The sequence below is a fragment of the Nocardia yamanashiensis genome, assembly GCF_021183565.1.
GTDB lineage: Bacteria > Actinomycetota > Actinomycetes > Mycobacteriales > Mycobacteriaceae > Nocardia > Nocardia yamanashiensis.
Map to the genome: position 1 here is coordinate 3,540,443 of NZ_CP089226.1, position 18,567 is coordinate 3,559,009.

Below are 18,567 nucleotides of genomic sequence, written 5' to 3' on the forward strand. Positions count from 1 at the left end.
TCCGATCCGTTCAGCGTCCGCCCCAGCGCACCGCGGCCGCGGCGGCGAAGTCACCGGCGTGCGCGAAGCCCGCGAACATGACCAGCGATCCGGCGGGCACCCGGCCCTCGTCCACGGCGCGGTCGAAGGTGACGGGAATGCCCGCGGCGAACAGGTTTCCGCAATCGTCGAAGGTGTCGGGGTGCTTGTCGGCGGGCAGTTGCAGGGCGTCGCGCCAGTTGCGCAGGAAGGCGCGATTGGGCTGATTGGTGACCAGCAGATCGAGATCGGTTGCGGGAACGCCGATCCGGGTGCACACCGCCTGCGCCACCTCGGGCACGATGCGATTGCCGCGCGCCAGCACCCGCACGATCTTGGATTCGGTGAAGCCGACGTGCATCTGGCCGGGGCCGGCCTCCCAGTACTTGCGCGGCGGGTCGGCCAGCACCGTCATCTGGCCGGCGTACTGCGGCAGGTGCCGGGTCTCGATATCGAGGATCGGCGAATCCCCGGATTTCACCAGCAGTCCCGCGCCCGCGCCGTCGCCGGGAATGGCGGCTTGGGGTTTGCCGCGCACCTGTTCCTGGGTGAAAACCTGTCCGGCGCAGTTCTGTACGGTCACGATGAGCGCGGATTTGGCGTCGGTGCTCGCCAGCAGCTGTCGGGCCAGTTTCATCCCGTGCACGAAGGCCGCGCAGCCGCCGTTGTGCAGGTCGATCAACCATTCCGGATTGATGCCCAGCCGCGCCGCCACCTCGCCGCCGTTGCCGACGATGCCGGTCTCGGGCAGCTGGGTGTGCACGATCAGAATGTCGATGTCGCGCAGCACTTCCCGGCCCTGCCGCGCCAGGATCGGGGCGACGGCGCGTTCGGCCATATCGGCGACGGATTCGCCGGGAGCGATATGGCGGCGGAACTTGGGGGCCTTGAACATGACGTTGCCGGTCACATCGTCAGGGTCGGCATGCTGGGCGAAATAGTCGGCGGAGACGATGTTCTCGGGCAGATACCCGGCGACGTCGAGGAGGCTCACGGTGCTCATGGTCAGTTCATCCATTCCGGCTTGATGGGCTGGCCGGCGGCGTGGCGATGCTCGCAGATGGCCTTGAGATTGCGCAGTTCCAGCAGGTGCCCGGCGGCGAAGAGGTGCCAGAAGTCGCCCACCCACACCGGGCGGTCGGCGGGGGCCGTTTCGGGGTAGCCGTTGTCCTCGTAGAACGGATGGCGGCAGTTGGTCCAGGTGATCACCGAACCCGGCTTGTTCAGCACCAGCTGCGCGTCCACCACGCGCATCAGGTAGATCATCCAGAGGTGTTCGCCCTGATCCCAGGAACAGTGGTAATCCACCGTCCGTGCCTGCGGATTGGCGACGGTGCGGGTGTAGATGCGGGTGTGCGAGCCGATGCGGTCGTCCGACACCCACAGGTCCGGTTCGCCGGTGCGCTCGAATCCCCGCATGCTGTAGGTCCATTCGCACAGGCTGCGGGTGTCGGCCAGGTATTCGTACACCTCGTCCGGCGGCGCGGCCACGTACTCGTGAACGGTGCAGTAGTCGCCGAAGATCTCGTCGTGCGGGTACACCGCGCGCGTCATGTCCAGCACCATCGGCATCCCCTCCTTCATGGCGAGGGTCTCGATGCGGTACACCCCGGGCACTCCGACGTCGGGTACTTCGACGGGGGCGATGCGGGCGGCTTCGGTCATGCGGACAACTCCTTCAGGAAGGGGGCGAAGGGCGGAATCTCATCGGGATCGCAACGCAATTCGATGAAGGCGGGCCCGGAGGTGGTACGGGATTCGTCGAGCGCGCGTTCGAACTCTTCGAGCGTGCTCGCGGTGAAAACGGGCAGCTGCGGGAACATGGCGGCCATCGCGGCCCCGATCCGCGCCTGCCCGAACCGGTTGTAGGTGTACTCCCCCGAGTAATAGAGCTGTTCACGCGTCACGCACATGGCGTGCGCGTTGTTGTTGAACACCACGAACGTCACCGGCACGTGATACTCCACGGCCGTGTGCACCTCGTGCCCGTGCATGAAATACGCACCGTCCCCGGCGATCACGACGCTGCGCCGTCCTCGCCCCAGGGCCGCCCCGATACCGGCCCCGAACGCGTACCCCATCCCGCCCATCCCGAGCGCGATCAGGAACCGCCCGTCCTCGGGCACCGGCAGGTAATGCACCACGGCCGCACCGGTATTCCCGGCATCGGCGACCACGGTCGTCCCCGGCTCCAGCCGCTCCCGCAGCGCCAGCACCGCCTCGCGATACCGAACCCCGGGCCCGGTCGCGGGAGGAACCACCAACTCCGGCAACGCCACCCCGGGCGACCTGCCCGGGTCCGTCATCCCGGGCAGAGCCACCGCTTCCGTCGTCCCGACGTGCTGTCGACCGGGATCCACCCCCGGTTCCCGCATTCCGGCCGGCAACCCGCCGGAATGACGAGGTTCGAGCCCGTCGGCCCGACGGGATGCGAGCGCTTCGGAACGACCGGCGGCTTCAGGCAATTGCCCCAGCAGGTCTTGCAGCCGCGCACGCAATTCACCGGGCACCTGCACATCCGCTCGCGCATAAGGTGATTCACCACCGACGCTCACCACGCGAGCGCACGCGAGCAGCGGCTCGTCCAGCCCGGCCCGCGCGGTCATCGGCAGCGTCGCGCCGACCAGCACGCAGACGGCGGCCCGCCCCACCAGCTCAGGCACGTGCGGATGCCCCATGATGCCGGTGATGCCCCCGAATCGCGAATCCCGGTTCGGGAAAGCGTCTTTGGCATCCGGCGTCACCAGCACCGTGGCATCCAGCACCCCCGCCAGCCGCGCGAGTTCCGCCCGCGCACCGGCCCGCCCCACCTCCGGCCCCGCGATGAGCACCACGGGCCCCCGCACCGCCGCCAGCAGCGAACCGACCGCTCGCGCGGCGGCATCGGCATCCGCACGCGCCGAATCGTGTGCGGCAACGCCGGTCTCCGCCACGACGCCGGACGCAGCGGCGGCGGCGTGACCGGACGAGGGGTCTCGGTTGGCGGTCGAGGTGGCACCGTTCGCGGCTCCACCGAAGGGCGACCGGACGGCATCCGCCCCGCGCCCCGCTGGTCGCGGCTGGGCAGTGGCGGACTGAATATCCTTGGGTAGCAACAGAACTGCGGGGCCTCCCGCCACGGCGGCGGCGAGGGCGCGGTCCAGGGCGGCGTCGATTTCGGCCGGCTCGACGACTTTCTCGCAGTGGCGGGCTACCGCCGCGAAGATGCGTTCGGCGTCGAGGAGGCCGGGGCCGCCGCTGGTGTCCTGGAACGCGCCGCGGCCTTCCAGGGTCAGGGGCGGCTGGCCGATGAGGGCCAGGACGGGAATGCGGGAGTCGTAGGACTCGGTCAGTCCGGCAAGGAGATTCATGGCGCCGCCGCCGGAGGTGGCGGCTACGACGCCGAGGCGGCCGGTGGCGCGGAAGTAGCCGTCCGCCATGGTGGCGGCGCCGAATTCGTGTTTGGCGACGATGCCGGTGATGGGGTGGGTGGTGCGGTGCAGAGCGTCGTAGAGGTCTTCGATATTGGCCCCGCCGACGCCGAAGACGTGAGTGGTGCGGGCGGCGAGGCGGGTGACGATCAGGTCGGCGACGGTCGGAAGGTCCGGCCGCGCGGCGGGTTCGGCGGTCGGCGCTGAGATTGATCGTGAGCGATACATCGCCCACAATGTAACTACCCCGAACTGACTCAGACAATGTGTGCCACGTCACACCGCACCACGAAATAATTTGCCGCGCAAAGGGTTTCGAGTGCACGACGGCCCCACCGGCGCGGGCCGGTGGGGCCGTGGGGTCCGGGTCGCGGCGACGCCCGGACGAACCATCTGGGTTACGGGTTATACGAAGCAGCCGTCCCCAGAGTTCGATTCGTTGCTCAGCTGTAGAGCGCGGCGATCTCGGCGGCGTACTTCTGCGCCACCACCGCGCGCTTGAGCGACATCTTCGGGGTCAGTTCGCCGCCCTCCTGGGTCCAGTCGACGCTCAGCACCCGGAACTTCTTGATGCCCTCCGCCTTCGAGACCTTCGCATTGGTCTCGGCGATGGCGGTCTCGAGTTCGGCACGCAGCGCGGGCAATTCGATCACCTGCGCCAGCGGCAGCGCACCGTCCAGGTCGTGGCGGGCCAGCCAGCCGGGCAGCGCTTCGGGATCGAGGGTGATGAGCGCGCCCACGAACGGCTGCGCGTCACCGACCGCCATGCACTGGCTGATCAGCGGATGCGCGCGCAGCGAATCCTCGAGCTGGGCGGGCGAGACGTTCTTGCCGGCCGCGGTCACCAGGATCTCCTTCTTGCGCCCGGTGATCGTCAGATAGCCGTCGGCGTCGAGCGCGCCGAGATCGCCGGTGTGGAACCAGTCCTGCGTGAACGCCTCCGCGGTGGCGGCGTCATTGTGCCAGTACCCGCCGAACACCACCGGTCCGCGCAGCAGCACTTCACCGTCGTCGGCGATCCGGACCGCGTGTCCCTGAATGGGTTTGCCGACCGTGCCCACCCGGATCTCGGCGGGGGTGTTGACGGTGATGGCCGCGCTGGTCTCGGTGAGCCCGTACCCCTCGTAGACCGGAATGCCCGCGCCCCGGTAGAAGTGCCCGAGCCGCGCCCCGAGCGGTCCGCCGCCGGACACCGCGCGCTCACACTTACCGCCCAGTGCCGCACGGAGTTTCCCGTAGACGAGCCGATCGAACAGCGCGTGCTTGAGGTTCAGCAGCAGTCCCGCGCCGCCGTTCTCCTGCGCCTGACTCCACGCGATGGCGGTGTCGGCGGCGGCATCGAAGATCCGGCCCTTGCCGCCGTCGTGGGCGCGCTGCTTGGCCCCGTTGTAGACCTTCTCGAACACCCGCGGCACGGCGAGAATGAAATCGGGCCGATAGGCCGCGAATTGCTGTGGCAGCGTGGACCAGTCGCTGGAGTGCGCGACCGTCACCCGCGAGGCCAGCGCCGCCACCGAGATGGCGCGCGCGAAGACGTGCGCCAGCGGCAGGAACATCAGGGTGCGCCCGCCCGCCACCATGGCATCGGTGAGCGCGAGCTGTCCGGCGGTGGCCTCGGCGAGCAGATTGCGATGGGTGAGCACCACGCCCTTGGGCCGCCCGGTGGTGCCGGAGGTGTAGATGAGCGTCGCGGGCGAGTCCGCGGTGACGGTGGCGCGCCGCGCCTGCAGCTCCGCGTCGTCGACGTCCGCGCCGCGCCGGGTCAGTTCACCGATGGCGTCGCCGTCGAAGCGCAGCAGCTCCCGCAGTTCCGGCGCCTGCACGGTGGCCAGGGTGCGCGCGTGCGCGAGATGCTCGACCACGACCAGTTTGGTGCCGGAGTCGGCGAGAATCCATTCGGCCTGATCGGCGGCCGAGCTGTCGTAGATCGCCACCGTGCACGCGCCCGCCGCCCACACCGCGTAGTCCAGCAGCGCCCACTCGTAGCGGGTGCCGGACATGATGGCCACCCGGTCCCCCGCCTCGATGCCGGAGGCGATGAGCCCCTTGGCCACCGCGGCCACCTCGCCCGCGAACCGCGCGGCGGTGATATCGGTCCAGCCGTCGGCCGCCGGCACCTGGAAGACCACGAATTCCGGCCAGTCACGGGCGTTTCCGGTGACGAGATCCGACAGCGCCGCGTCCTGCGCGATGGTGTAGGACGCGGGCACCGCCAGCTCCCGGGCGGCGGCGACAGTGGTTCCCATGCAGTTCCTCTACGATCCTCGGCGAACAGTGCCGGACGACATAGTCCGGTCGGTCAGCTGACTATCGTGTCGGGATGAGGGCCAGGTCACAATGGACCGGGGCCCAGCGCGGATTGTGCGCATGCACAATCACGGCGGTGCGCGAGGCCCGCTAGCATCTGGTTTCGTGTCCGCCCGTCCCGCCGTGTCCCCCGCCGTCGCGCGGATCAGCGGGCTGCTGCTCGCCGATATCGACGCGCTCTCGGACGCGGTGGCCGATGCCGTCGGCGCGGTGGAACCGGTATGGCTGACCAGCTTCAACTACAAGCGGTTGCGCGAGAACAATCGGCGGCAGCTGACCGCGGTGCTGACCTATCTGGCGGGTGGAACCGATACCGGGCTGCCGATCGCGCGGGCGACCGGGCGGCGGAGCGCGCAAGAAGGCGTGCCGCTGCCCGCGATCCTGCGCACCTACCGGATCGCGGCCCGGGTCACCTGGGATCGGGCCATGGCGCTGACCGGGGACGAACTCGGCGCGGGGCGGGCGCTGCTGGCGACCGCGTCCGAGGTGTGGCAGCTGGTCGACGATTATTCGCAGGCCATGACGCTGGGTTATCAGGAGGTGCTGAGCGAGATCCAGCGGCGCGACAGCCGGCTGCGGGACGCGGCGCTGGACGCCCTGCTGACCGGGCGGGCGGACGGGGCGGACCTGCGCGAGTACGCCGATATCGTGCGACTGCCGCTGCAGGGCGGGTTCGCGGTGGTGGCGGCGGCGTCGGAAACGACCGCGGCCGAACCGCTTCCGGGGGTGGGCGAGACTTTGACCGCGCTGGGCGTGCGGTCGGCGTGGCGGGTGCGGGCGGACACCCAGCTCGGCATCGTGGCGGTCACCGAGAGTTTCACGCTGGACCGGCTGGCCGGGCTGCTGGGTGAGCGGGCCGGTGGCCCGGTCGGCATCAGCTGCGCCTACGGCACGCTCGCCGATACCCCGGCCGCGCTCCGGCAGGCCGAATTGGCTTGTGCCACCGCACCTTCGGGGTCCGGCCGGGTGGTGCGCTACGACCAGGCGCTGATTCCGGTGCTGCTCGCGGGCGCGCCGGAGATCGCCGACGCCCTCACCCAACGGGTGCTGGGTTCCTTGCTGGAGCTGCCCGAGCACGATCGGACCACCTTGCTGGACACCATGTCCGCGTGGTTCGCCTCCGAAGGCGAGGTGGCGGCGGTCGCGGCGGCGCTGTTCTGCCATCGCAATACGGTGCGGTTCCGGCTGAACCGGATCACCGATCTCACCGGCCGCCGTTTCTCGGCACCGGCCGAATCCGCCGAACTGTTCCTGGCCGCGCACGCCTACCGCACCCGGCGCTCCGATCAGCAGCGCGGCGCATGAGCTACCGGTCCGCGTCCAGCAACGCCTTCATCGCCGCGGCCGGACGCGCACTGCTCGCCGATATCGACGGCCTGGTGGCCGAGGTGGCGGCCGCGATCGAGGCGGCGGAACCGGCGTATCCGGAACGGGCCACGCCGGAGGGCCTGCGGCACAACAACCGTCAGCATCTGGTCGCGCTGCTGTCGCATCTGGCCGGGGATCCGGACGCGGGCATCGAGGTGGCGCGGACGAACGGGCGGCTGCGGGCGCAGCAGCGCATTCCGCTGGCGGTGGCGCTGCGGTCCTATCGCATCGGCGCGCGGGTCACCTGGGAGCGGGCGCTGACCTACGCGAACGAGAATCCCGGGGACGAGCGCGCGCTGCTGCGGCTAGCCTCGGACGTGTGGCAGCTGATCGACGACTATTCCGAGGCGCTCACCCTCGGGTATCGCGAGGTCGAGAGCGAGCTGCAGCGGCGGGACGCGCGGGTGCGGGAGGCGGCGCTGGACGCGCTGCTGGCCGGTGACGGCGACCCGCCCCGGCTCGCCGAGTACGCGGACCTGCTGCGGCTGCCGCGCCAGGGCCGGTACGCGGTGATCGCGGCCGCATCGGAATCGGCTGCGGCGGAAGCGCTTCCGGGTATCGGCGAGGCGCTGTCCGCGCTGGGCGTGCGCTCGGCCTGGCAGGTGCGCGCGGACTGTCAGCTCGGCATCGTCGCGGTCACCGACGGTTTCACGGTCGAGCGCCTGGTCAGCGTGCTGACCGCGCGCGTCACCGGTCCGACCGGCGTGAGCACCGTCTACGACGGCCTGGATGCGACCCCGGCGGCGCTGCGCCAGGCCGAATCGGCTTGCGCCGCCGCGCGATGCGAGACCACCCGCGTCACCCGCTACGAACAGGCCCTGGTCCCGGTGCTGCTGGCCGACGCGCCCGAACTGGCCGCGGCCCTGGCGGACCGGGTGCTCGGCCCGCTGCTGGCGCTCCCCGAGCACGACCGCGACAGCTTGCTGGACACCATGACCGCCTGGTTCGCCTCCGACGGCGAGGTGGCGGCCGTGGCGGAAACCCTGTTCTGCCACCGCAATACGGTCCGCTTCCGCCTCAACCGCATCGCCGACCTCACCGGCCGCCGCTGCACCGCCCCGGCCGAATCCGCCGAACTGTATCTGGCCTTACAGGCCTACCGCACGCTGCGCATCCGCTGAGCCCACCGGTCACCGGGGGCGGACACGACAACCGGCCCCGCTCGCGGCGAACGGGGCCGGTTCGCCTTCGGGGGGCGATTTCCCGTGGCGTAACGCTGCCCCGGACCGGGCCGCGACCTTGGGCGGGGAATCGCGGGGCGACGCCGTTGTCGCCACGGTCCGGGGCAGATCCGCCGAACGGCTTGCCGTGGCGCACCGTCTGCTTGCTCGCGCCACGGCCGGATCTGCCGTCGGTGTAATCAGTTTCCACAGTGCGCGATGGATTCGCTGTCCTACTTTGGGACAGTTACGCCTTGACGGCGGGCCGGGTGGCTGCGGACAATCCGAGCATGGCGGCGCGGCCGGCCTTTCGTGGATGATCCGATGCTTTTAGGAGTGCGGTGGACCCGGGTGATGAGGTCGTCCGCGTCGAGCGGGCGCGAGACTCGTTCGTCACCGATGGTGAAGTGCGGCCCGGCGCGGTCTCGGGTCTGGTGCTGGCCTCCTGGCGGCGCTCGCTCGACGCGGGGGTCAGCGATCTGGTGAACGTGCTGGATCGCGGATATCAGGGTGAACTGGACCTGACCACGCGTTTCGTGAACTGCGCGGTACCCGTGATCGAGCGCCTGCAAACGGAATTGGCGGAATTGCCGGTCACCATCGCACTCACCGATCAACGCTCGCGGGTACTGGTGCGGCGCGACAATCAGCGGTTCCTGAGTGAGCTGTTCGACGAGGTGTACTTCGCGCCCGGGTTCGTCTACAGCGAGGATTCGGTGGGCACCAACGGCGTCGGCACCGCGCTGGCGGCCGGCAAACCCGTGTTCATCCAGGGCCCCGAGCATTTCGCGGAGAACATCACGGTGTTCGCGTGCGCGGGCGCGCCGGTGCGCGATCCGCTGACCGGTGCGGTGCAGGGCGTGCTGGATCTGAGCTGCCTGGCGCAGGACGCGAATCCTTTGATGCCGGTGCTGATCCGGGAGGCGGCCCGGCATATCGAAGCCGAATTGCGGGCCACAGGATCCTTGCGCCAGCAGGCGGTGCTGGATCGATTCCTGCGGGTGGCGCGCGCCGGGCGCGGGCCGGTGGTGGCGCTGGGCGGGGACGTGTTCATGACCGACGCGCGCGCGGACGCCGAACTGAGCGCGCACGATCGGGGCCGCCTGCGCGAGGTCGCCGTCGAATTGGCCGGGGCGCGTGAGGGTACCGAGGTGCTGGTGGATCTGCCCACCGGCCGGACCGCGCGGGTGCAGGCCAGCACGGTGCTCGCGGGCGCGGAGGTGGCCGGGGTGGTGTTGCAGGTGGATCTGGCCGTGCCGCAGCCGCGCGCCGAACGCCGCCCCGCCAGAACCGTTGGCATTCCCGAACTTCCGGGCGTCTCGCCGATCTGGCGGGCGGCCGGGGCGGAAGTGCTCGAGGCCGCGCGCGCCAACCGGCCGGTGGTGGTGCACGGCGAATCCGGCACCGGCAAGCTCACCCTGATCACCGCCGCGCACCGGCGGGTGTATCCGACCCGCCCGCTGGTGATCATCGAATGCCGCTCCGGCGCACCACGGTTCGACCGGCAATGGCCGGGCAGCGAACCGGCCACCATCGTGCTGGCGCATGTCGACGAGCTCGATCCGCGGCACGCTCCGGCGCTGGCGGCGCGGCTGCACGGCACCGATCACGGCAAGCATTGGCTGGTGGCGACGGTGACCACCGACGCCGAGGCCGAACGCGCCCGATCGGAGGAAGTGCTGCGGCATTTCGGGCATTCGGTGACGGTGCCCGCGCTGCGGCATCGCCTCGACGATCTGACCCAGCTGGTCCCGCACCTGCTGCGCACGCTGGCCCCGCGACGGGAGGTGGCGTGCGCGCCCGACGCCATGCGGGTGCTGTTCGGTCACGATTGGCCGGGCAATATCGCCGAGTTGCGCGATGCCCTGCACACCGCGCTGACCCGCCGCCCGGCCGGTGCACTGCGCCGCGCCGATCTGCCCGAGACCTGCTTCGTCACCGGCCGGCGCACCCTGTCGCAATTGGAGGCGGCCGAACGCTCGGCCATCGTGCGGGCGCTGACCCAGACCGGCGGCAACCGGCATCGCGCGGCCCAGCAGCTGGGGATCGCGCGCTCCTCGCTCTATCGCAAGATCGAGCTGTACGGCATCAAGCCGATCCGCTGAGCCGGGTCTCGTTTCGATCGACCCGGCGCGATTGCCGAAAGTGTGCCGTACTCTGAAACGGGCCTTGTCGGAGCACTCTATGGAGGATCGCAATGCCCACTCGCGACACCGCTTGGCCGCAGGGAACACCGTGCTGGGTCGATTGTTCCGTCGATGATCCGGCCGCCGCCCGCGACTTCTACGCCCAGCTGCTGGGCTGGGAGATTCTCGATAGCCCACCCGAAGCCGGCGGGTATCTGATGGCCATGATCGATGGCCGGCCCGCCGCCGGGATCGGCCCCAAGATGGGTGATGTCGCCATGCCGTCGGTGTGGACCACCTACCTGGCCGCCGACGATGTGGACGCACTCGCCGGGGTGATCACCGCCGAGGACGGCGCGGTCTTCATGCCGCCCTTCGATGTCATGGACGTCGGCCGCATGTGCATCGCCGCCGACCCGACCGGCGGCGTCTTCGGGCTCTGGCAGGCCAAGGCGCACACCGGGGCCGGCATCTTCAACGAGACCGGCGCGCTGTGCTGGAACGAACTGCACACGCCCGCCTACAGCCGGGCGCAAGGTTTCTACAGTGCGGTGTTCGGCTGGACGTTCACCGAGATCGGCGACGGCGAGAACTTCGTCTATTCGACCTTCGCGCCGGCCGGGACCGAGCGGCCCGCGGGCGGCATGATGGACACCACGCCGATGGGCGGCGATCAGCCGCCGTACTGGCTGACCTGGTTCCAGGTGGACGGCACCGATCAGGCGCTGGCCAAGGCGACCGGGCTCGGGGCGACGGTGCTGATGGGTCCCGACGACAGTCCGTTCGGGCGGATGGGGATTCTGCGCGGCCCACAGGACGAGGTGTTCGGCGTGATCGACACCAATGTCACGATCGAATCCTGAGCGTTAGCAAGGCATCCAGGGCGGCGGCCTGGGTGGCGAAGTTGGGGCGGTCGTCGGCGGCGGCCGCCCCTTGCCAGCGGAAGCCGTATTCGTCGGCGGTGGCCTGGAGTGAATTCGCTTGGCGGGTGAGGAATTCCGGGTTCGCCACGCGGGAAGCGCCGGTGTCCAGGAGTTCCCGGTAGGCGCGGACGAAGACGCCCCGATAGGTTTCGGCGTCGCGGCAGCCGGGGCCGGGGCAGTTCACGGCGCTCGGTTCGGTCAGGACGCCGTCGTCGAGGAAGGGTGAGCCGGAACCGGTTGCGGCGGCGGCGATCCGGTCGGCGGCGGCGAGCGGCTCCGGATTGTTCGTCGCTCGATGCAGGGCGACCAGACCGCTGATCAAGGCGGCTTGGCCGTAGGTCCAGCGGCGGTTCTCATCGACCAGGACGCAGGTGCCGTCGTAGCGGTCCAGGTGGTCGTTGATCAAGCCGGTGGAGTCGAGCAGCGGGCGGCCCGAGCGGGCGGCGAACCAGTCCCAGGTGGTGGCGGCGCGGTCCAGGTAGGTGGTGCGGAGTGCGGGGTCGACGCGGGTCGCGAGGGCGGCCACGGCGGTGAGGTAGAGGCCGTTGGTGATCGAGTTGACCTGTTCCCAGGGGCGCAGTTCGGGGTCGACTCCGGTTCTCGCCCAGGCCAATCCGCCGCCGCAGAACGAGGCCCGCCGATCGTCCATCCGGTCGACGATGCGGCGCGCGGCCTCGAGATAGCGGGCCTCGTGGGTGAGGTCGTAGCCCTCGATCCACGCCAGGGCCCACCACAGCTCGTCGTCGTTGTAGCCGGTGTCACGCGGGATGCCGAGCTCGGCGACCGCGCCGTGCCGGTAGATCTCGTCGAGGTAGCCCAGGTACTGGCGGTCGCCGGTGCGGGTGACGTAGTCGAGCAGGGTGGTGAGTGCGTTGGCGCTCTGCCAGGTGCTGGAGTCGTTCTCCCACAGTCCGGTCCGATGGTCGTAGCGGTCGAGGAGCCGTTCGAGGGCCCGCTCGACCCGATCGGGTGCGGGATCGTCGGCGGAAGTCCAGCGGGTGCAGCGGATTTCGGCGCGGTCACCGGCCTTGCCGCAGGCGCGCAGGCGGTCGCCGCCGTAGCGGTGGGAGTCGGTGCGCGCCGAGGCGCCGTGTTCGGCAACGGCTGCCGTGCCGACGCGGCCCGCCCGGACGCGCAGCTCACCGTCGCCGCGATCGAGCCAGACCGAATCGCCGGGCCCGCCATTGTCGATGGCCGCGGTGGCGCGCCCGTCGGCGGCGGTGAGGGTGATGACGCGCGACCACACCCGCACCGGCGCGGCCACCTCGTGGGCGGGCTCCGGACGGGACAGCACGTGGATCACCGCCGCCAGCACCACGATGCCGGCGAGGGCCCACCAGCGCGCCGCCTTGGATCCGCTCACCTCCGACACGCTACGGCGTCGCCCAGGCGGGTGGCGACGCCGTGCGCGGCTGTGAGCGGGCGGCGGACAGAAACGCTTGGCGGCCGGTGATTTTCACGCGTGGACGGCCGGTCGCGGCGCCGGCGGCGCGTTCGGCGGCGTCGATGGCCCGCCAGCCGGTGCGGTCGATGCGGTCCGGGCAGCGCGCGGACAAAAGTTCGAGCAGTTCGGGGCGGCCGCCGGCGGGGGTGGGCAGGCGTCCGGCCAGAAAGTCGGCGAGCAGGTGCTGCACGGTTTCCTCGGCATCGACGCGGTTGGCGCCGATCACGCCGCGCGGGCCACGTTTGATCCAGCCGGTGACATACATTCCCAGCAGTGGTGCGCCGGCGGCGTCGAGCACCCGGCCTTCGTAGTTGGGGATCACCCCGCGCGCGGGATCGAAGGGCAAGCCCGCCAAGGGTTCTCCGCGATATCCGATGGACCGCAAGACCAGCGAGGTGTCCAGCAGTTCGGTGTGCGTGGTGGGGCGAACCCGCGATTCGGCTCCAGCCATCTCGTTGCGGGCGTACTCGATGCCGGTGACGTGGCGTGAGCCGTGCAGGGCGATCGGCGACGCCAGGTAGCGCAGGTCGATCCGCCGCTGCCGTGGAAGACGTTCGGCCCGTGCGTATTCGACTGCGAGATCCCATTTCAGCCGGGTCGCGGGGCCGCCGCCGTCCAGTTCCGCGCGGCTCGCCGGATCGAGGTCGAGGTCGTGCTCGGCGACGACGATATCGACACCGGTCAGACTGCCCAGCGCCAGGAACTCCGGGCCGGTGTAGGCGGCGTGCACGGGGGTGCGGCGGCCCAGGACGACCACTTCGCGAATTTTGCTGTGCCGCAGGGCCACCAGGGCGTGGTCGGCGATATCGGTGGCGGCCAGTCGCTCCGGGTCGGTGACGAGGACGCGGGCCGCGTCCAGGGCCACATTGCCGTTGCCGACGATCACCGCGCGGTCGCCGGACAGGTCGAACCAGTGGTCAGCGTAGGCCGGATGCCCGTTGTACCAGGCGATGAACTCGGTGGCGGAGTGGCTGCCGGGCAGGGACTCCCCCGGGATGCCGAGGCGCCGGTCCCCGGACGCGCCGACGGCGCAGATCACGGCGTGATGGTGCGCCAGCAGTTCCGGCAGGCCGAGGTCAGCGCCCACCGTCACGTTCAGATGCAACGCGAAAGCCGCGGAGCCGAAGGCGGATTCGAAGGATGCGGTGATCTGCTTGGTGTCGGGATGGTCGGGCGCGACACCGGACCGCACCAATCCCCAAGGCGTGGGCAGTTTCTCGAACATGTCGACTTCGACGTCGGTGTGTTGCAGCAGTGCCCGCGCCGCGTAACAGGCCGCGGGCCCCGATCCCACGATCGCCACCCGCAGCCGCCGGTGCCCCCTGGGCAGGCGCGGCGCGGCGGGCAGCAATCCGGCCGGGTCCGCCTGTAAGGGATGCGCTTCGAAGTACGCGGCATTGATCTCGGTGTATCGCCGCTGCGGCGCGAGCAGGTCCTCCTCGGCGAAGATGGCGTTCACCGGGCAGGCGGGCACACAGCTGCCGCAGTCGATGCAGCCGGCCGGATCGATGTAGAGCTGTTCGGCGGCAGTGAATTCCGGTGTGCCGGGCACCGGCCGGATGCAGTCCACCGGGCATTCCGGGACGCACACGGCATCGTTGCAGCAGGGTTGGGTGATGACGTAGGCCATGACGCGTCTCCCGGGATTTCAGGCCGTTCGGGCGATGACGGCTTCGGCGGCGGCGCGCAGTCCCGCCACGGCGGCGGGCGGCAGCGGCGCGGTGGCCAGCACCGCGCGCACCTGCTGCCAGCGTTCGGCGATCATCCGCTCCACCTCCGGACGTGCGGTGGCGTCCAGGATTTCGCAGCAGACGGCCGCGCCGCGCTCGTCCAGGCCGGGATTGCCGACGAGCTGGTCCAGGTGCGCGCGCTGCCCGGCGGTGGCATGGCGCAGGGCCAGGGCGAGCAGGGCGGTGTGCTTGCCGTCGCGCAGGTCCGAGACCACGGATTTGCCGGTGCGCGCGGGATCGCCGAACACGCCCAGCAGATCGTCCTGCAATTGGAAGGCCTCCCCCAGCGGCCGCCCGTAGTCCGCCAGCGCCCGTTGCACCTCCGCGTCCGCGCCCGCGAGCGCCGCGCCCAATTGCAGCGGCCGGTGCACGGTGTAGGCGGCGGTCTTGTAGCGGATGATCTCCAGGGCCCGTTCGAGGTCGCGGGTGGGCCGCCCGGTGGTGAGCAGATCCAGGTACTGGCCGTAGCTGACCTCGGTGCGCATGGCGTCGAGAACCGGTGTGGCGGCGGCCGATTGCGCCGCCGACAAGCCCGCCGTATGCAGCAGTTCCTGCGACCACACCAGGCCGAAATCGCCGATCAGGATGCCGGCGTGGGCGCCGAAGCGGTCCGCGCCGGCGCCGCGCGCCGAGCGGGCGCGAGCGGCGACGGCGCGGTGCACGGTCGGCTGATCGCGCCGGGTGTCGCTGTCGTCGATGATGTCGTCGTGGATGAGGACGGCGGCGTGGAACAACTCCACCGCCGCCGCGACCCGCACCACCGCGGGCGGCAGCCCGTCGCCGCCGCCGGCGTACCAGCCGAGCACGCAGAACAGCGGCCGGATGCGTTTGCCGCCCGCGAACAGGAACGCGCGCACCGCCTCCACCACCTCGGCGGGCAGCCCGGCGGCCGCGGCGGATTCGGCTTTGGCGGTGAGGAATTCGTACAGCGCGCGCTCCACGTGGGCGCGGATGCCGTCGTGATCCACGGGCGAGACGGTGAGCGTGGGCGTGCTCATGACGCGGACTCCTCTCCATTGCCGTCGGTCAGGGCGAGCGCTTCCTCGAGCAGGGCGTCCACGATCGAGTGCTCGGGCACGGTGCGCACCACGCGGCCGCGGACGAAGATCTGGCCCTTGCCATTGCCGGAGGAGACGCCCAGGTCGGCCTCGCGGGCTTCGCCGGGACCGTTGACGACACAGCCCATGACGGCGACGCGCAAAGGGTGCGGGAACCCCGTGAAGGCGGCTTCGACCTTGGCCGCCAGGTGGTGGATGTCGACCTGTACCCGGCCGCAGCCGGGACAGGACACGATCTCGAGCTGGCGCGGGCGCAGGCCCAGCGATTGCAGAATGTGATTGCCCGCCTTGACCTGTTCCACCGGCGGCGCCGAGATCGAGACCCGGATGGTGTCGCCGATGCCCTCCTCCAGCAGCACCCCGAAGGCGACCGCGGATTTCACCGTGCCCTGAAAGACCGGTCCGGCCTCGGTGACGCCGAGATGGATGGGATAGTCGCAGCGGGCGGCCAGCAGCCGGTTGGCGGCGATCATGGTGCGCGGATCATGGTGCTTCACCGCGATTTTCAGGTCCCCGAAGCCGTGTTCGGCGAACAGCGCCGCTTCGTGCAGCGCCGATTCGACCAGGGCTTCCGGGGTGGCCGCGCCGTGCTTGGCCAGCATGCGCCGATCCAGCGAGCCGGCGTTCACGCCCACCCGGATCGGGATCCCCGCCGCTCCGGCCGCCCGGGCGATCTCGCCGACGCGATCGTCGAATTCCTTGATATTGCCGGGGTTCACCCGCACCGCCGCGCACCCGGCGTCGATGGCCGCGAACACGTACCTGGGCTGGAAGTGGATGTCGGCGATGATCGGCAGCGGGGACCGGCGCACCAGGGCGGGCAGCGCCGCCGCGTCGTCGGGGGTCGGCACCGCGACCCGCACGATATCGCAGCCGGCGGCGGTGACCTCGGCGATCTGGCGCAGGGTGGCGTCGAGATCGGCGGTGCGGGTGGTGGTCATGGTCTGCACCGGGATGGGCGCGCCGCCGCCCACGGGCACCCGGCCGACGTGGATCCGCCGGGTGCGATGCCGCGGCGGTAGCGGGCGCGGCAGCTCCAATTGCGCGATGGTCATGGGGAAACCTCCGACCGATCGGCACCGAGCGCGCACAGCACGGTGTGCACGATCTCGGTGGTGGTGAGCCCGGATTCGGCGAGCAGCGGACCGCGTTCGCCGTGCGGGAGGAAACGATGCGGCAGCGCGAGCCGCCGCACGGGGACGGCGATCCCCTGGTCGGACAACGCTTCCGCGAGCGCGGGCCCGACCCCGCCGCGCCGGGTGCCGTCCTCCACGGTGAGCACCAGGCGGTGCCCGGCGCACAATTCGGTGAGCCGCTCCGCGACGGGCAGCACCCAGCGCGGATCCACCACCGTGGCCTGCACGCCCGCGGCGGCCAGCATCGCGGCCGCCTCGAGACAGACGCCCGCCAGCGGACCGACCGCCACCAGCAGCACATCCGGATGTTCGGCGCGGCGCAGCACATCCAGTCCGGACCAGCGCTCGGCCGCCGGAATATCCTCGCCCACAGTGGCTTTCGGGTACCGCAGCGCCGTCGGCCCGCTCTCGTCCGCCACCGCCTCGGCCAGCAACTCCCGCAGCCGGGCGGCATCACGCGGCGCGGCGACCCGCATCCCGGGCACCCCGGCGAGCATGTCCAGATCCCACATCCCGTGATGGCTCGCCCCGTCCGGCCCGGTGATCCCGGCCCGATCCAGCACGAACGTCACCGGCAGGCGATGCATGGCCACATCGAACAGCACCTGATCGAAGGCGCGGTTCAGGAACGTGGCATAGATCGCCACCACCGGATGCACACCCGCCATGGCCAGCCCGGCCGCACTGACCACCGCGTGCTGCTCGGCGATCCCGACATCGAAACACCGATCCGGGAAGCGGCGCGCGAACTCTCCCAGCCCGGTCGGCCCGGGCATGGCGGCGGTGATCGCCACGACGTCCGCGCGCGCCTCGCCGATCCGCACGATCTCCTCGGTGAACACATCCGTCCACGCCCGGCGTCGTGGACGCTGCTCCGCCGCAGCGTATTTCTGCTCCGCTGCTCGAGCGCGCGAGGCGGCCGATGTCGCATCGGCGTCGAGCGCGCCGGTTCGATCCCGACGCGGTGCGGCCGCCGAGCCGCCGAGCACCGGTCCCGGCGAGTGGCCGGCCGCGCGTTCGGCCGCGGGTATCGGGCCCGTGGTGTGCATTCGTTCCGGGTCGGCGCAGGCGGGTTCGTAGCCGAGGCCCTTGATCGTCAGGGCGTGCACCACGACGGGGCGGCTCAGGCATTTCGCTCGGCGCAGGGCCGATTCCAGGGCGGCACAGTCGTGGCCGTCGACGGGGCCCAGGTAGTCGAAGCCGAGGTGTTGGAAGAGGTTGCGGCTCAGCGGGTTCCGGGTGCCGGGTGCGGCGCGGAGGGCGGCCAGGTGGGCGGCGATCGCGCCGGCGGTGGGCGAGTAGGAGTAACCGTTGTCGTTGAGCACCACCACCACGGGGCGGCGGGCGGCTCCGATATTGTTCAGCGCCTCGTACGCCATACCGCCGGTGAGCGAGCCGTCGCCCACCACCGCCACCACCGCGCGGTCGGATTCCCCGAGCAGCACACGGGCTTTGGCGATCCCGTCCGCGTACCCGAGGGCGGTGGAGGCATGACTGTTCTCGATCACGTCGTGGCCTGATTCGGCGCGGCTGGGATAGCCGGACACCCCGCCCGGCCGGCGCAGGGTCGCGGCGAACTCGGCGCGGCGGCCGGTCAGGATCTTGTGCGCGTAGGCCTGGTGGCCGGTATCGAAAAGCAGTGTGTCCCTGGGTGATCGGAACACCCGGTGCAGGGCGATGGTGAGCTCCACGACGCCCAGGTTGGGGCCGAGGTGCCCGCCCACGTTCAGCACGGTGTCGATGATCAGCGCACGGAGCTGCGCCGCGAGCACGGGCAGTTGTGCGGCGGGCAGGGCGCGCAGCCGTTCGGGGGAATCGATATCACGCAGTGGCGCGGGGAGATTCGCGGCGTCCGAGCCGGTCTCCGGGGGCGTCGTGACGGCCGTG

Annotated in this window: 13 protein-coding genes; 4 read left to right on the forward strand and 9 right to left on the reverse strand. The window is 70.9% G+C overall.

Going from position 1 to position 18,567, the window contains the following annotated elements; translation table 11 throughout:
- Positions 1 to 10 precede the first annotated feature (10 nt).
- The 4 genes from LTV02_RS17085 to LTV02_RS17100 all read right to left on the reverse strand — a co-directional run bounded on the left by LTV02_RS17085 (position 11) and on the right by LTV02_RS17100 (position 5,674).
- Positions 11 to 1,021 carry a 3-oxoacyl-ACP synthase III family protein gene (locus tag LTV02_RS17085; RefSeq protein ID WP_233040939.1) on the reverse strand — a complete coding sequence of 337 codons (1,011 nt, stop codon included), beginning with the start codon at positions 1,019 to 1,021 and terminating at the stop codon, positions 11 to 13.
- 2 nt (positions 1,022 to 1,023) lie between these two features.
- Positions 1,024 to 1,683: an SRPBCC family protein gene (locus LTV02_RS17090; RefSeq protein WP_408639372.1), complete on the reverse strand. Its 660-nt coding sequence runs from the start codon at positions 1,681 to 1,683 to the stop codon at positions 1,024 to 1,026.
- Positions 1,680 to 3,656 (reverse strand): thiamine pyrophosphate-binding protein, encoded by a 1,977-nt coding sequence (locus LTV02_RS17095; RefSeq protein ID WP_233040940.1) that lies wholly within the window; start codon positions 3,654 to 3,656, stop codon positions 1,680 to 1,682. The genes LTV02_RS17090 and LTV02_RS17095 overlap by 4 nt, the downstream gene beginning before the upstream one ends.
- A gap of 215 nt (positions 3,657 to 3,871) precedes the next feature.
- On the reverse strand, positions 3,872 to 5,674 hold the full coding sequence (locus LTV02_RS17100; RefSeq protein ID WP_233040941.1) for an AMP-dependent synthetase/ligase: 1,803 nt from the start codon (positions 5,672 to 5,674) through the stop codon (positions 3,872 to 3,874).
- Between the two features lie 166 nt (positions 5,675 to 5,840).
- Here LTV02_RS17100 and LTV02_RS17105 point away from each other — a divergent pair, with 166 nt between their 5' ends.
- The 4 genes from LTV02_RS17105 (at position 5,841) to LTV02_RS17120 (ending at position 11,252) form a co-directional block, all read left to right on the forward strand.
- A complete protein-coding gene (locus LTV02_RS17105; protein ID WP_233040942.1) occupies positions 5,841 to 7,040 on the forward strand; it encodes a PucR family transcriptional regulator in 1,200 nt (399 codons plus the stop codon).
- The gene (locus LTV02_RS39255; protein ID WP_269821632.1) at positions 7,037 to 8,224 is read left to right on the forward strand and encodes a PucR family transcriptional regulator; all 1,188 of its coding nucleotides are present in this window, start codon (positions 7,037 to 7,039) and stop codon (positions 8,222 to 8,224) included. Before LTV02_RS17105 ends, LTV02_RS39255 begins: the two co-directional genes overlap by 4 nt.
- A gap of 380 nt (positions 8,225 to 8,604) precedes the next feature.
- The gene (locus LTV02_RS17115) at positions 8,605 to 10,368 is read left to right on the forward strand and encodes a sigma-54-dependent Fis family transcriptional regulator (protein ID WP_233040943.1); all 1,764 of its coding nucleotides are present in this window, start codon (positions 8,605 to 8,607) and stop codon (positions 10,366 to 10,368) included.
- A gap of 92 nt (positions 10,369 to 10,460) precedes the next feature.
- Complete coding sequence (locus LTV02_RS17120; protein ID WP_233040944.1) at positions 10,461 to 11,252, forward strand: VOC family protein; 792 nt, start codon at positions 10,461 to 10,463, stop codon at positions 11,250 to 11,252.
- Here the strand turns inward: LTV02_RS17120 and LTV02_RS17125 are convergent.
- Genes LTV02_RS17125 through LTV02_RS17145 form a run of 5 tightly spaced genes read right to left on the reverse strand, consistent with a single transcriptional unit; the run spans position 11,236 to position 18,509 of the window.
- On the reverse strand, positions 11,236 to 12,675 hold the full coding sequence (locus LTV02_RS17125) for a glycoside hydrolase family 76 protein (RefSeq protein WP_233040945.1): 1,440 nt from the start codon (positions 12,673 to 12,675) through the stop codon (positions 11,236 to 11,238). The two genes, LTV02_RS17120 and LTV02_RS17125, sit on opposite strands and share 17 nt — an antisense overlap.
- 10 nt (positions 12,676 to 12,685) lie before the next feature.
- Positions 12,686 to 14,386 (reverse strand): FAD-dependent oxidoreductase, encoded by a 1,701-nt coding sequence (locus LTV02_RS17130; protein ID WP_233040946.1) that lies wholly within the window; start codon positions 14,384 to 14,386, stop codon positions 12,686 to 12,688.
- 18 nt (positions 14,387 to 14,404) lie between these two features.
- The gene (locus LTV02_RS17135; protein ID WP_233040947.1) at positions 14,405 to 15,484 is read right to left on the reverse strand and encodes a polyprenyl synthetase family protein; all 1,080 of its coding nucleotides are present in this window, start codon (positions 15,482 to 15,484) and stop codon (positions 14,405 to 14,407) included.
- Positions 15,481 to 16,599 (reverse strand): flavodoxin-dependent (E)-4-hydroxy-3-methylbut-2-enyl-diphosphate synthase, encoded by a 1,119-nt coding sequence (gene ispG / locus LTV02_RS17140; RefSeq protein WP_233040948.1) that lies wholly within the window; start codon positions 16,597 to 16,599, stop codon positions 15,481 to 15,483. The genes LTV02_RS17135 and ispG overlap by 4 nt, the downstream gene beginning before the upstream one ends.
- Entirely contained in the window at positions 16,596 to 18,509 is a 1,914-nt protein-coding gene (locus tag LTV02_RS17145; RefSeq protein ID WP_408639403.1) for a 1-deoxy-D-xylulose-5-phosphate synthase, read from the reverse strand. Before LTV02_RS17145 ends, ispG begins: the two co-directional genes overlap by 4 nt.
- Positions 18,510 to 18,567: the final 58 nt, after the last annotated feature.